Genomic DNA, 15,151 nt, shown 5'->3' with positions numbered 1-15,151 from the left:
AATTAATCTAAGCTGTATCCATTTTTATAGAGATAATATCATATTAAGTTAATATTACACTAAATGAAGTGATTACATTTTTAAATGTTCATCCTATCAAGTTTAATTGTTTATTGAAAATTGCTCTATATCCATATCATTAAATCCATTTAACGACATGTCACCAACAAATCCAGCTTGATATAAATAATGTGCTGCAGCACCAATCATAGCAGCATTATCTGTACAAAGTTTTGGGCTCGGTATTCGCAAATTAATCTCATGTTGCTTACAGGATTTATCAAGCGCTGCTCTTAAACCTTTATTACTGGCGACACCACCCGCAATAATTAACTGTTTCACATCATATGCCTCACAAGCTGACACTGCTTTGCCAACTAAAACTTCGACAACACTATTTTGAAAACTCGTTGCTACATCTTCAGGTTTTATTTCAACTCCTTTTTGTCGTAAATTATGCAATTTATTTATGACTGCACTTTTTAATCCACTAAAACTAAAATCGTAACTATTAGCCTCTAACCAAACTCTCGGGAAATTATAGCTATCTTGACCTTTTGCAGCTAACCGATCAACTTGTGGCCCACCTGGATAGCCTAAACCAATCGTTCTCGCCACTTTATCATAGGCTTCGCCAACAGCATCATCTCTAGTTTCTCCTATAACTTCAAAATTCAAATGATCTTTCATGTATACAAGTTCAGTATGCCCACCTGAAACGATTAATGCTATTAAAGGAAATTGTAATGGTTGTTCTAAATGATTCGCATAAATATGTCCTGCAATATGATGTACAGGTATCAATGGTTTATCGTAAGCAAAAGCTAACGCCTTAGCTGCATTAATGCCTACTAACAATGCACCTATGAGTCCAGGGCCCTGAGTTACCGCTACTGCATCTATATCTTCCATGGATACATTTGCTTCATATAATGCTTGATCAATTGTCGTTGTAATACCTTCAACGTGGTGCCGGCTAGCGACCTCAGGTACCACACCTCCAAATCGCTTATGACTTTCAATTTGACTCAATACAATATTACTTAAAATTTCTGTGCCTTGCTTAATAATGCTTACACTTGTTTCGTCACAACTTGACTCAACTGCTAAAATCAATGTTTGATTACTCATTTAAATTCACCCACATCACTATTGCATCCTCACCTTCACCATAATAGTTCTTACGTTTGCCTCCGAATTGGAATCCCAAATTTGTATACACATGTTGTGCCACCACATTATCTATACGAACCTCTAAACTCATAATTTCACATTTGGTTTGTACATAATTCATCGCGTATTTTAATAATAATTGTCCTAATCCATAGCCTCTATATGATTCATCTATCGCAACTGTTGTAATCTGCGCTTGATCTATCACTATCCAAATGCCAATATAACCAATAATCACATTATTAAACTCAATTATAAAATAATGTGCAAACTCATTCTGTTCTATTTCATGATAAAAAGCATCGATTGTCCAACTACTGTCGTTAAAACTATTTCTTTCAATATCAAACACTTGAGGTACATCTTTCATAGTCATCAAGCGTATATTTAGTTCTTTTTCTGTTGGTTTAACCAATTTCTTTCGGCCTCTGACAATTTAATATAATTGGGTTTAAATTGATGTATATCTTCAGTAGTTTCAACTAAATGCTTCATATATTTTGCTTTTGGTATATTAGGTATGCAATCACTATCTAATAAATCTTTTACTTTTTCAGTGTCTATGCCAACAAATACATATGGTTTTCCCATTCTATGTAATAAGTTGAGAAGTTCTTGTATTGGTAAATATTGATCTTCTTCTACTTGGAGCAATTGATTTCCATTATATCGATAAACTCCAGTGTATACTGCTTCTCTACGTGCATCAAATATCGGCACCAAAAGTCGTTCATCGTCTTGAACAGTTGCAGCTAACGCTTTTAGCGAAGAAACACCATATAGTTCAGCATTCAATGCATAGGCCAAAGTTTTAGCAACCGTTACGCCAATTCTAAGTCCAGTATAAGAGCCAGGTCCTTGCGCGACAATAATCGCATTTATTTCTTCTTTTGCAATTCCACTCTCATGAAACAACTGTTGAATCGCCGGCATTAACTGAGTAGAATGATTTTGCTTCACGTTAGTATTGATTTCACCTAGTACTACATTATTTTGCATAACTGCAACAGACAACGGTTGATTAGATGTATCAATCAACAGATAAATCATGTTCAACGGCCTCCTTTAACTTTTTGTAATGTTGACCTACTGCTTTCATTTCTATATTTCTTGTCGTTTCATTTATGGTTTTAATATTTATAGTTAGGTGATTATTTGGTAAAAATGATTCGATAAATTCACTCCACTCAATCAATGTGACAGCTTGATCTTCAAAATATTCATCAAATCCCAAATCTTCTTCACTATCTTCTAATCTATAGCAATCCATATGATGTAACTTAAATGCATTTCCTTGATAAGATTTAATGATGTTAAACGTTGGGGAATTTATATTGCGTTTTACGCCCATAGCTTTACCAATAAATTGCGTTAATGTTGTCTTACCAGCACCTAAATCACCATTTAATAAAATAATGTCCCCTGCAGATAAATGTTTCGCTAACAATTTTGCAAAATGTTCCATACTTTCTAAATCATTTATTTTAATCATATGTCTCTCCTTTTTTAACGACACTTCCAAATCGATTGGATTAGTGTCGCATATGCTTGTGCATCGCTCAAGTATTTCTATTTACTTCCAAATCAATAATGATGGATAAAAAATGTTTTAAATTCACTAACATTAAAAGTGACTACTTTCATATTGATTTTTATCAGCACTAAATGATCATCTATTACTTTAATACTTTATTATCATTAAATTAACTACTATAGTTTAACAAATTTTTTCTTATTTTACTTCAAACTAAAACAAGTTCCAACATTTTGAAATTATTTGAATTGATAGAAAATTTAAAAAAATCATTGACAGCACAAGTTCAATATAGTAAATTTAATTTATCGAATTTTTAGACAATTCAATTTAACACATTAACAGATAAACCATTCTAACGGAAAGGAGCATAATAAGATGACCAAATATACAATGCAATACCAACCAACAACTTCAAATATTTTAGTCATTTTATTATGCTATTAGGACTGGAACTTTAGTAAAGAATCTACTAAATGTTTAAGTCCTATTTCTAGTTGAATGGGACTTGAAAGCGTCCCAATTATTTATTGGGACGCTTTTTTATTTTCAAATTTATGGGGGAATTAATATGAGAAGCGATATGATCAAAAAAGGAGATCATCAAGCTCCAGCAAGAAGCCTTTTGCATGCAACAGGTGCTTTAGAAAAACCAACAGATATGAATAAGCCTTTCGTAGCTATATGTAATTCATATATCGACATTGTACCAGGACACGTTCACCTAAGAGAATTAGCTGACATTGCTAAAGAAGCAATTCGAGAAGCAGGTGCCATCCCCTTTGAATTTGACACAATCGGTGTAGATGATGGTATTGCAATGGGACATATTGGAATGAGATATTCACTGCCATCTAGAGAAATTATTGCCGATGCTGCAGAAACAGTTATCAATGCACACTGGTTTGATGGTGTCTTTTACATACCGAACTGTGACAAGATTACACCTGGCATGTTACTAGCAGCTGTAAGAACCAATGTTCCAGCTATTTTCTGTTCAGGTGGACCTATGAAAGCAGGTTTATCATCACAAGGTAAAGCATTAACACTTTCTTCAATGTTTGAAGCAGTTGGAGCATTTAAAGATGGTTCAATTTCAAAAGATGAGTTTTTAGATATGGAACAAAATGCTTGCCCTACTTGTGGTTCATGTTCTGGTATGTTTACAGCAAATTCAATGAATTGTTTAATGGAGGTCTTAGGCTTAGCTCTCCCATATAACGGTACAGCCCTAGCAGTAAGTGACCAACGTAGAGAAATGATTAGAGAAGCAGCATTTAAACTTGTTGATAATATCAAAAATGACATTAAACCAAGAGATATTGTTACTAAAGAAGCAATTGATGACGCATTTGCTTTAGACATGGCTATGGGGGGATCTACCAATACAGTACTACACACATTAGCGATTGCAAATGAAGCTGGCATTGATTATGACTTATCAAGAATAAATGAAATTGCGAAAAAAACGCCTTATTTGTCAAAAATAGCACCAAGTTCTTCCTATTCTATGCATGATGTACATGAAGCTGGTGGCGTTCCAGCTATCATTAACGAATTATTTAAAAAAGAAGGTACACTTCATCCAGACAGAATTACAGCCACAGGTAAAACACTTCGTGAAAATAACGAACACAAAGAGATATTAAATAGTGATGTAATCAGACACCTTGATAATCCATACGATAAACAAGGTGGCCTTTCAATCCTTTATGGTAATTTAGCTCCTAAAGGTGCGGTCATCAAAGTCGGTGGTGTTGATTCTTCAATTAAAGTCTTTAAAGGAAAAGCAATTTGTTTTGATTCACATGATGAAGCAGTTGAAGCAATTGACAATCACGTAGTACGTGAAGGTCATGTGGTTGTAATTAGGTATGAAGGCCCTAAAGGTGGACCAGGCATGCCGGAAATGTTGGCCCCTACATCATCTATTGTAGGAAGAGGGTTAGGTAAAGACGTTGCATTAATCACTGATGGTAGATTTTCCGGAGCAACACGAGGTATTGCTGTTGGTCATATTTCACCAGAAGCTGCGGCGGGTGGACCTATCGCTTTAATTGAAAACAATGACGATATCACAATTGATTTAACAAACAGAACATTAAATGTAGAAGTTACAGACGAAGTATTAGAATCTAGAAAGCAAAACTTGAAACCATTTAAAGCAAAAGTGAAAACAGGTTATCTTGCACGCTATACAGCATTAGTAACGAGTGCTAATACTGGTGGTATTATGCAAGTACCTGAAGATCTCATTTAAGGAGTGAGTATGATGTCTAAACAAACTGAAATACTTGAATATGAAAAATCAGAAAATTTAGATTATTTTGAAACAGCAGAAGCAATTGAGCCCGAAGTTGAATTAGAAAAAGAAACAATTGATGAAATGAAATCTGGTTCAGAATTATTAGTAGATTCACTTGTAAATGAAGATGTAGATTTTATATTTGGTTACCCTGGTGGTGCTGTACTTCCACTATATGACACATTTTATGATGGGAAAATTAAACACATACTAGCGAGACATGAACAAGGTGCTTCACACGCTGCTGAGGGTTATGCGCGTGTTTCTGGAAAAACTGGTGTCGTTGTCGTTACAAGTGGTCCTGGAGCAACAAATGCAATCACTGGTATTGCTGATGCTTATAGTGATTCACTACCGCTTGTCGTTATCACAGGTCAAGTTGCAACAGCGGGTATAGGGAAAGATGCTTTCCAAGAAGCAGACTTGCTTTCAATGACTACACCGATAACTAAACATAATTATCAGATTAAAAATGTAAATGAAATACCTAAAATAATCCATGAGGCATTTCACGTAGCAAACTCAGGAAGAAAAGGACCAGTCGTTATTGACTTCCCAAAAGATATGGGAATCTTATCTACTAACGCAGAAGTTTCAAACGAATTGAACCTACCTGGTTATTCAGTTCCTAATCAACCAGACAAAACAGAAATTCAAAAATTACGTGATTATTTAAAATCTTCAAAAAAACCTGTGGTTTTATCAGGAGCTGGTGTAAATCACGCTAAGGCTAATGAAGTTTTCACTGAATTTGTTACACGACATCAATTGCCTGTAGTTAGTACTTTATTAGGGTTAGGTGCCATACCATATGAAAATCCCCTATTTTTAGGTATGGGGGGAATGCACGGATCATACGCAAGCAATATGGCATTAACAGATTGTGATTTGCTTATAAACTTTGGTAGTCGTTTTGATGACAGACTTGCAAGTAAACCAGATGAATTTGCACCTAATGCAAAAATTGTTCATATCGACATTGATCCATCAGAAATAAATAAAATAATCAAAGTTGATTTAGGTATTGTTGCAGATTGTAAAGCAACTTTAGAAGCATTACTTGAATTCGACAGCTATTCAATCAACCATGATGACTGGTTAGAAACATGCTTTAACAATAAAGCAGAGCAACCTTTTGCATACAAAGAAGATCCAGATGGTACATTTTCAAAACCACAACGTACTATTGAATATATAGGAGAAATTACTAATGGTGACGCAGTTGTTACAACTGATGTCGGTCAACATCAAATGTGGGTTGCCCAATATTATCCATTTAAAAATCACGGTCAATTAGTTACGAGTGGTGGCTTAGGAACAATGGGCTTTGGCATACCTGCAGCAATAGGTGCAAAATTAGCTGAACCTGATAAAACAGTCGTAGCTTTTGTTGGCGACGGTGGTTTCCAAATGACCAATCAAGAGTTAGCAATACTAGAAGAATACGATTTAGACATAAAAGTTGTAATTATAAATAACGGCACGTTAGGTATGGTTAAACAATGGCAAGATAAATTCTTTAACAAACGTTTCTCTCATTCCGTATTTAATGGACAACCTGATTTCTTAAAATTGGGAGAAGCATACAATGTGAAAGGTTTCCTTATCGATGATCCAACACATTTGGAAAAACAACTAGACGCTGCTTTTGAACACAAAGGGCCTGCTCTCATTGATGTTCGTATCTCACCTATCGAACCTGTTAATCCAATGGTGCCTAGCGGTAAAGCTAATTATGAGATGGAGGGATTATTATGAGACGCACATTTAGAACAAAAGTTTTAGATAAAGCTGGTACTTTAAATAGATTAACGAGTATCTTTGTTCGCAGGCAATTTAACATTGTCACGTTATCAGTTACTCCAACGAGAGAAGATGGCGTTTCTAATATCACATTTGTAGCGGAAGTCCCAGATTCAGATGTTTTAAGAAACTTAATTAGCCAATTGGAAAAACAAATAAATATTATTGATGTAGAAGACATCACTGATACAAACACTTACAACAGAGAATTAGTGCTTGTGAAATTAGAAACACCAAGTAACCATCAAGATTTACAAAAAGTAATTAAACCATATGATGCGCTAGTCTCTATTTTAAAAAATGAGGATCCTTACACCTATCTTCAAGCCTCAGGTCCACAATATACAATGGATAATTTATTAGATGATCTATCATCATATAACATTGAACAAGTTTCAAGAACTGGTTCAGCCGGTTTAGTTTAAAACACAATTCATCAAACTATATTTAAAACATGGAGGATTTTATTATGACAACAGTTTATTATGACCAATCAGTAACGAAAGATGCATTACAAGGTAAAAAAGTAGCCATCATCGGCTATGGTTCACAAGGACATGCACATGCGCAAAACCTAAAAGATAACGGCTATGACGTGATTATTGGCATCAGACCAGGTCGTTCATTTGACAAAGCAAAAGATGATGGTTTCGAAGTATATCCTGTAAATGAGGCAGCAAAACAAGCTGATGTCATCATGGTATTATTACCAGATGAAATTCAAGGACAAGTATATAATGAAGAAATTGAACCTAATTTAGAGCCAAATAATGCACTTGTTTTCGCACATGGCTTTAATATTCACTTTAATGTTATTCAACCACCTGAAACAGTAGATGTATTTTTAGTAGCACCAAAAGGGCCTGGACATTTAGTTAGACGTACTTTCACAGAAGGTAGCGCCGTACCCGCCCTATTTGCAGTTGAACAAGATGCAAGTGGTGAAGCAACTGATTTAGCACTAAGTTACGCAAAAGGTATTGGTGCAACTCGTGCTGGTGTTTTAGAAACATCATTTAAAGAAGAAACCGAGACAGATTTATTCGGTGAACAAGCAGTACTTTGTGGTGGTACAACAAAACTAATTCAATCTGGTTTTGAAACATTAGTTGAAGCTGGATATCAACCAGAAATTGCTTACTTTGAAGTTTTACATGAAATGAAATTAATTGTTGATTTAATGTATGAAGGTGGCATGGAAAACATGCGCTATTCAATCTCAAATACAGCTGAATTTGGAGACTATGTATCAGGACCACGCGTAATCACTCCAGATGTTAAAGATAATATGAAAGCAGTACTTAACGATATTCAACAAGGAAACTTCAGCGATCGTTTCATCAAAGATAACGAAAATAATTTTGAAGAATTCCATAAACTACGTGAAGAACAACATGGACATCAAATTGAAGCGGTTGGTAGAGACCTACGTGAGATGATGCCATTTATTAAATCCAAGAGTATTGAAAAATAATTAGTTTTATGGTGATGCCTGAAGAATCAAGAGAAGTCCCCTACTTTAATTTTTAGGACAATTTTAGATTCTTCGGCTCATTCATCATATTGAACTAAAATCTATTTATTAGGAGATGTTTAAAATGACTAGCCATATTCAAATTTTTGATACGACACTAAGAGACGGAGAACAAACGCCAGGCGTAAACTTTTCCTTCGATGAACGCTTAAAAATTGCTAAACAACTTGAAAAATGGGGTGTTGATATCATCGAAGCTGGTTTCCCTGCTTCAAGTTCAGGTAGTTTCAAATCCGTAGAAGCGATTTCTAAAACATTAACAACCACTGCTGTTTGTGGCTTAGCACGTTGTGTCAAAAAAGATATTGATGCAGTGTATCAATCAACAAAAGAGGCAGTAAAACCTAGAATACATGTGTTCTTAGCAACTAGCCCTATTCACCGTGACTCAAAACTCATGATGTCCAAAGAAGAAGTGTTAGCATCAATCAAAGAGCATGTTGCTTATGCTACAGAATATTTTGACGTCGTTCAATTTTCACCAGAAGATGCTACAAGAACGGAACTACCTTTCTTAATCGAATGTGTTCAAACTGCAGTTGATGCGGGAGCAAGTGTCATCAATATACCTGATACAGTTGGATTCAGCTACCCTACAGAATATGGCAAAATTTTTAAAACACTCCAAGAAAGCATTAAAACGAATCATGAAGTTATTTATAGTGCACACTGTCACGATGACTTAGGCTTAGCTGTTGCAAATAGTATGTCTGCAATTGAAAATGGTGCAAAACGCATTGAAGGTACTTTAAATGGTATTGGTGAACGTGCAGGTAACACAGCCCTTGAGGAAGTTGCACTTGGCCTATACGTTCGACAAGATCATTATGGTAATCAAACACAAATAAATCTCGAAGAAACTAAAAATACATCTGATTTAATAGCACGATATGCAGGAATTCGAGTCCCAAGAAATAAAGCTATTGTTGGACAAAACGCTTTTAGTCACGAATCAGGTATTCATCAAGATGGTGTTCTTAAAAATCCTGAAACTTATGAAATTATGACACCACAATTAGTAGGCGTCAAAACAACTGAATTACCGCTCGGTAAATTATCTGGTAAACACGCTTTTTCAGAAAAATTAGTTGCATTGGGGTATGATGTGGATGTTGAAGAACAAAAAGAACTATTTAAGCAATTTAAAACAATTGCTGATAAGAAAAAGTCTGTTACTGACAGGGATATACACGCTTTAATTCAAGGAACTGAACATGAACAAAATGCCATCTATAAAGTTGAAGCTCTGCAACTACAATTCGTCTCAAATGGACTACAAAGTGCTGTCGTAGTAATTCAAGATAAAGATGGAAATACGTATCAAGATTCAAGTATTGGTACTGGATCAATTGTTTCTGTATATAATGCAGTAGATCGAATTTTCAATCGCAAAACTGAACTTATAGACTATCGTATTGAATCTGTAACTGAAGGTACTGATGCACAAGCAGAAGTACATGTCCAAATTAAAATTGGAGATCAAATCGTTACTGGTGTAGGTATTGATCATGACATCTTATTAGCATCATGTAAATCATATGTTGAAGCACATGCTAAATACGTTTCTAATTCAGAAGTGAAAGAAGGTATTCACTCATGAGTTATAAGATTGTAGCACTTCCCGGGGATGGGATTGGACCGGAAATTTTAAATGGTTCACTAGAAATTCTTTCACAACTGAGTAATATCTATAATTTCAACTATGAAATAGAAACGCATGATTTCGGCGGTATTGCTATAGATAATCATGGTACGCCACTACCTGATACGACACTAAGTGCTTGTAAACAAGCAGACGCAATTCTATTGGGTGCTGTCGGTGGCCCAAGATGGACAGACCCTAATAATAGACCTGAACAAGGTCTGCTTGGTATTCGAAAAGCTTTAGGTCTATTTGCTAATATTCGCCCCACTACAGTAACGAGTGGTACCAGTCACTTATCACCTATTAAAAAAGAGCGTGTAGCTGGTACAGATTTTATTTTAGTGAGAGAGTTAACAGGTGGTATTTACTTTGGTGAACCAAAACATTGGAATGAGGATAAAGCTTTAGATTCCTTAACTTATACACGTACAGAAATAGAACGAATTGCAAGAGTTGCTTTTGATTTAGCTCAAAACCGTCGCAAAAAATTAACTTCTGTAGATAAGGAAAATGTACTTTCTTCCAGTAAATTATGGAGAAATGTAATAAATGATGTATCTAAAGACTATCCAGATGTTGAAGTTAATCATTTACTTGTAGATGCTTGTGCAATGCACATCATTACAAATCCTTCTCAATTTGACGTCATTGTAACAGAAAATTTATTTGGAGATATATTAAGTGATGAGGCATCTGTAATTCCTGGCTCGCTTGGTCTTTCACCATCAGCTAGTTTTAGTGAAAAAGGACCAAGACTTTATGAACCCATTCATGGTTCTGCACCTGATATTGCAAATAAAGATATAGCAAATCCATTCGGTATGCTTTTATCAGTGGTTATGTGTTTAAGAGAAAGTCTTAATGCACCAGAGGCTGCTCATAGATTAGAATCAGTTATTTATCAACTTATCGAAGATGAAAAAACAACTCAAGATCTCAATGGTAAGTATAAAACAACTGATATTTTTAAATTTATTAAACAAAATCTTTAAAAAGGAGGAGATGTCATATGGGTAAAACACTATTTGACAAAGTTTGGAATAAGCATGTCTTAACCGGTAAAGAAGGTGACCCACAATTATTATATATAGACCTACATCTTATACACGAAGTCACATCTCCTCAAGCTTTTGAAGGACTTAGACTACAAAATAGAAAGCTGCGCAGACCTGATTTAACCTATGCGACGCTGGACCATAACGTTCCAACAGTTGATATTTTTAATATTAAAGATGAAATTGCTAATAAACAAATAACAACGCTTCAAAAAAATGCCAAAGAATTTGATGTGCATATTTTTGATATGGGTTCTGACGAACAAGGTATCGTGCATATGGTTGGTCCTGAAACTGGACTGACACAACCTGGAAAAACAATCGTATGCGGAGACTCTCATACAGCTACACATGGTGCTTTTGGTGCTATTGCATTTGGTATTGGAACTAGTGAAGTCGAACATGTTTTTGCAACACAAACACTATGGCAAACAAAGCCAAAAAATTTAAAAATTGATGTTACTGGTAAACTACCTACAGGCGTATATGCAAAAGATATTATTTTACATCTTATTAACCAATATGGTGTTGATTTTGGTACTGGATATGCACTTGAGTTTTCAGGTGAAACTATTCGTAGTCTATCAATGGAAGCAAGAATGACGATTTGTAATATGGCGATCGAAGCTGGTGCAAAGTATGGGATGATGGCGCCTGATGAAACTACATTTGAATATGTAAAAGGAAGACCTTATGCAACAAACTTTGCATATGATGTAGATGAATGGCGTGAACTTTACACTGATGATGATGCAAATTTTGATAAAATCATACGACTTGATGTTTCTGATTTAGAACCACAAGTTACTTGGGGTACTAGCCCTGAAATGGGTGTTAGCTTTAATACACCATTTCCTGAAATTAATGATGTTAATGATGAACGGGCCTATAACTATATGGGACTAAAACCTGGCCAAAAAGCAGAAGATATTGATTTAGGTTATGTATTTTTAGGTTCTTGTACGAATGCTCGACTATCTGATCTAATAGAAGCAAGCCATATTGTAAAAGGAAATCAAGTGCATCCTAATATTACAGCAATCGTTGTTCCTGGTTCTAGAACAGTAAAGATAGAAGCAGAAAAATTAGGTCTTGATAAAGTGTTTAAAAATGCTGGATTTGAATGGAGAGAACCTGGTTGTTCAATGTGTCTTGGTATGAACCCTGACCAAGTACCTGCTGGTGTGCATTGTGCATCAACAAGTAATCGTAACTTTGAAGGACGCCAAGGCAAAGGGGCTCGAACACACTTAGTCTCCCCTGCTATGGCAGCTGCTGCAGCCATTAATGGGAAGTTTGTAGACGTAAGAAAGGTGGTTGTATAATATGGAAATCCAACCTATCACAACCTATACTGGTAAAGTTGTTCCATTATTTCATGATAATATTGATACTGACCAAATCATACCAAAAGTACATTTAAAACGAATTTCTAAATCTGGTTTTGGACCTTTTGCTTTTGATGAATGGCGCTACTTAGAGGATGGATCCGACAATCCAGATTTCAATCCAAATAAGCCAGAATACCAAGATGCCACGATTTTAGTAACTGGGGATAATTTTGGTTGTGGTTCGAGCCGTGAACATGCAGCTTGGGCAATTAAGGATTATGGTTTTGATATTATTATTGCTGGTAGTTATAGTGATATCTTTTATATGAACTGTACTAAAAATGCGATGTTACCTATCGTTTTAAATGAAGAAGAACGTCAATACATTGCCAAAGCAGGTAAAGTCACTGTTGATTTACCTAATCAAACTGTGACTGCGAATGATAAAACATTTCACTTTGTTATTGATGAAACGTGGAAAAATAAACTTGTTAATGGACTTGATGATATTGCTGTAACACTACAATTCGAAAATGAAATTCAAACATATGAAACGTCAAAAGCTTTTTAACGAAACTTAAATAAAGGTGTGAAATTTATGGCTGTCAAAACAACTGTTTCTTCAAAAGATATAGATGAAGCTTTCTTACAATTGAAAGATGTTGTTAAAGAAACTCCTTTGCAAAAGGATCATTACTTATCGCTTAAATACGATTGTGATGTCTATTTAAAAAGAGAAGACTTACAATGGGTTCGATCTTTTAAATTAAGAGGTGCTTATAACGCAATTATAGCGTTAAATGAAAATGATAGACAAAACGGAATTACATGTGCAAGTGCAGGTAATCATGCACAAGGTGTTGCTTACACTGCCAACAAACTTAATTTAAATGCTGTTATATTTATGCCAGTAACTACACCTCTTCAAAAGATAAATCAGGTGAAATTTTTTGGTGGTAGTAACGCTGAAGTTGTGCTTACCGGCGATACATTTGATGATTGTCTAAAAGAGGCACTTACGTATACTCAAGATAATAAAATGAATTTCATCGATCCATTTAATAACATTTATACAATCGCTGGCCAAGGTACGTTAGCTAAAGAAATTTTAAAACAATCTAAAGAGGATAACATTCAATTTGATTATTTATTCGCAGCTATAGGCGGTGGTGGGTTAATTTCAGGGGTAGGCACTTACTTCAAAGAACATTCACCACAAACTTCTATCATTGGCGTAGAACCTGCCGGTGCGAGTAGTATGTATGCCTCTGTTGTACTAGAAAATCAAATAGTAACGTTACCTGAAATTGATAAATTTGTGGATGGTGCATCTGTAGCAAAAGTCGGTGAAATCACATATGATATTGCCAAAAATGTAGTAGATGACTATATTCAAGTACATGAAGGCGCTGTTTGTTCAACGATCTTGGACATGTATTCTAAACAAGCAATTATTGCGGAACCTGCTGGTGCTTTAAGTGTTTCAGCATTAGAACAATATCGTTCAGAAATTAAAGGTAAGACAGTTGTTTGTGTTGTAAGTGGCGGCAACAATGATATCAACCGTATGAAAGAAATCGAAGAACGTTCTTTATTATTTGAAGAAATGAAACATTACTTCATTCTCAACTTCCCACAAAGACCTGGCGCATTAAGAGAATTTGTAAATGACGTACTTGGACCAAAGGATGATATTACTAAATTTGAGTACCTTAAGAAAAGTTCTCAAAATACAGGAACTGTCATCATCGGCATACAATTAAATAACCATCAAGATTTAGATAACTTAAAGTCGAATGTCAATGAATTCGATCCTTCCAATATCTATATTAACGAAAACAAAATGCTTTATTCACTATTAATTTAAAAGTCTAGCTTATGCTAGACTTTTATTTTATATAAAGTACCACTTACAGTTCTTCGAACTGGAAGTTAAGCTCCTTTTACGTAAATAAAAAAGACCCTTCCGGGTCTTGATTGCCTGTAAAGTCACACTTCTTAATTTTTACGTTTCACACTTATATATCTTATGAATTTACATGTTATTAGAATAGTGTGACTTATGCATGAGCTTTAGCTCATGTATTCCTCTTTACCTACTCTTGTGGAACGTAAGTCAGCTACCTTCGGCTCTAAGGACCTTTTCTGACTTCAGGCAAGCACTCGTAAAGTACCACTCTCAATTTATTGAGATAGCGGTACTTATGCATGAGTTTTTGCTCATGCATTCCTTTACTATTTCACGCTTTCCTCACTCACTTACCGCTTGTAAGCTCATTTCGTCTCTCGTTTACTTCGTCAGCTTCAAACGCTTTCTTTTGTCAGTTTGCAGTTCTTCGAACTGGAAGTTAAGCTCCTTTTATGTAAAAAAAAGACCCTTTCGGGTCTTAATTGCCTGTAAAGTCACACTTCTTAATTTTAATTTTTACGTTTCACACTTATATATCTTATAAATTTATATGTTATTGGAATAGTGTGACTTATACATGAGCTTTAGCTCATCTATTCCTCTTTACCTACTCTTGCGGAACGTAAGTCAGCTACCTTCGGCGCTAAGGACCTTTTCTGACTTTAGGCAAGCGCTCGCATCTTTCCTCAGTTTCACGCTTTCCTCACTCACTTACCGCTTGTAAGCTCATTTCGTCTCTCGTTTACTTCGTCAGCTTCAAACGCTTTCTTTTGTCAGTTTACAGTTCTTCGAACTGGAAGTTAAGCTCCTTTTACGTAAAAAAAGACCCTTTCGGGTCTTGATTGCCTGGCAACGTCCTACT

The 15,151-nt window shown here is 35.2% G+C and carries 13 protein-coding genes; 9 read left to right on the top strand and 4 right to left on the bottom strand.

The window, feature by feature from the left end; all coding sequences use genetic code 11:
* Positions 1–102: 102 nt before the first annotated feature.
* From tsaD to tsaE, 4 genes are read right to left on the bottom strand one after another with little or no spacing between them, the layout of a single operon-like run.
* A complete protein-coding gene (gene tsaD / locus KA830_RS10415) occupies positions 103–1,131 on the bottom strand; it encodes a tRNA (adenosine(37)-N6)-threonylcarbamoyltransferase complex transferase subunit TsaD (RefSeq protein WP_204180373.1) in 1,029 nt (342 codons plus the stop codon).
* The gene (gene rimI / locus KA830_RS10410) at positions 1,124–1,549 is read right to left on the bottom strand and encodes a ribosomal protein S18-alanine N-acetyltransferase (RefSeq protein WP_397610387.1); all 426 of its coding nucleotides are present in this window, start codon (positions 1,547–1,549) and stop codon (positions 1,124–1,126) included. The genes tsaD and rimI overlap by 8 nt, the downstream gene beginning before the upstream one ends.
* Positions 1,550–1,560: 11 nt before the next feature.
* Positions 1,561–2,223 carry a tRNA (adenosine(37)-N6)-threonylcarbamoyltransferase complex dimerization subunit type 1 TsaB gene (tsaB, locus tag KA830_RS10405; RefSeq protein ID WP_046206530.1) on the bottom strand — a complete coding sequence of 221 codons (663 nt, stop codon included), beginning with the start codon at positions 2,221–2,223 and terminating at the stop codon, positions 1,561–1,563.
* Positions 2,204–2,665 carry a tRNA (adenosine(37)-N6)-threonylcarbamoyltransferase complex ATPase subunit type 1 TsaE gene (gene tsaE, locus KA830_RS10400; protein ID WP_107526305.1) on the bottom strand — a complete coding sequence of 154 codons (462 nt, stop codon included), beginning with the start codon at positions 2,663–2,665 and terminating at the stop codon, positions 2,204–2,206. The genes tsaB and tsaE overlap by 20 nt, the downstream gene beginning before the upstream one ends.
* Positions 2,666–3,278: 613 nt before the next feature.
* Between tsaE and ilvD the strand changes: the two genes are divergently transcribed.
* The 9 genes from ilvD (at position 3,279) to ilvA (ending at position 14,247) form a co-directional block, all read left to right on the top strand.
* A complete protein-coding gene (gene ilvD / locus KA830_RS10395) occupies positions 3,279–4,967 on the top strand; it encodes a dihydroxy-acid dehydratase (RefSeq protein ID WP_204180372.1) in 1,689 nt (562 codons plus the stop codon).
* A gap of 12 nt (positions 4,968–4,979) precedes the next feature.
* Positions 4,980–6,770, top strand: coding sequence for a biosynthetic-type acetolactate synthase large subunit (ilvB, locus tag KA830_RS10390; protein WP_145381675.1), 1,791 nt, complete (start codon positions 4,980–4,982; stop codon positions 6,768–6,770).
* Entirely contained in the window at positions 6,767–7,240 is a 474-nt protein-coding gene (ilvN, locus tag KA830_RS10385) for an acetolactate synthase small subunit (protein WP_046206534.1), read from the top strand. Before ilvB ends, ilvN begins: the two co-directional genes overlap by 4 nt.
* A 44-nt stretch (positions 7,241–7,284) precedes the next feature.
* Positions 7,285–8,289, top strand: a complete 1,005-nt coding sequence (ilvC, locus tag KA830_RS10380; RefSeq protein ID WP_046206535.1) for a ketol-acid reductoisomerase — start codon at positions 7,285–7,287, stop codon at positions 8,287–8,289.
* A 124-nt stretch (positions 8,290–8,413) separates the two neighbouring features.
* Positions 8,414–9,949 (top strand): 2-isopropylmalate synthase, encoded by a 1,536-nt coding sequence (locus tag KA830_RS10375; protein ID WP_204180370.1) that lies wholly within the window; start codon positions 8,414–8,416, stop codon positions 9,947–9,949.
* The gene (gene leuB, locus KA830_RS10370; protein WP_070658265.1) at positions 9,946–10,986 is read left to right on the top strand and encodes a 3-isopropylmalate dehydrogenase; all 1,041 of its coding nucleotides are present in this window, start codon (positions 9,946–9,948) and stop codon (positions 10,984–10,986) included. Before KA830_RS10375 ends, leuB begins: the two co-directional genes overlap by 4 nt.
* Positions 10,987–11,003: 17 nt before the next feature.
* Entirely contained in the window at positions 11,004–12,374 is a 1,371-nt protein-coding gene (gene leuC / locus KA830_RS10365; protein WP_070039235.1) for a 3-isopropylmalate dehydratase large subunit, read from the top strand.
* Between the two features lies 1 nt (position 12,375).
* On the top strand, positions 12,376–12,951 hold the full coding sequence (leuD, locus tag KA830_RS10360) for a 3-isopropylmalate dehydratase small subunit (RefSeq protein ID WP_204180368.1): 576 nt from the start codon (positions 12,376–12,378) through the stop codon (positions 12,949–12,951).
* Positions 12,952–12,978: 27 nt separating this feature from the next.
* Positions 12,979–14,247, top strand: a complete 1,269-nt coding sequence (ilvA, locus tag KA830_RS10355; RefSeq protein ID WP_046206540.1) for a threonine ammonia-lyase IlvA — start codon at positions 12,979–12,981, stop codon at positions 14,245–14,247.
* Positions 14,248–15,151: the final 904 nt, after the last annotated feature.

The sequence above is a fragment of the Staphylococcus sp. GDY8P119P genome (assembly GCF_017892075.1).
In the GTDB taxonomy this organism is placed as follows: Bacteria; Bacillota; Bacilli; order Staphylococcales; family Staphylococcaceae; genus Staphylococcus; species Staphylococcus ureilyticus.
The sequence above is the reverse complement of the archived record's forward strand: the minus strand, read 5'-3'. Positions and strand labels throughout refer to the sequence as shown.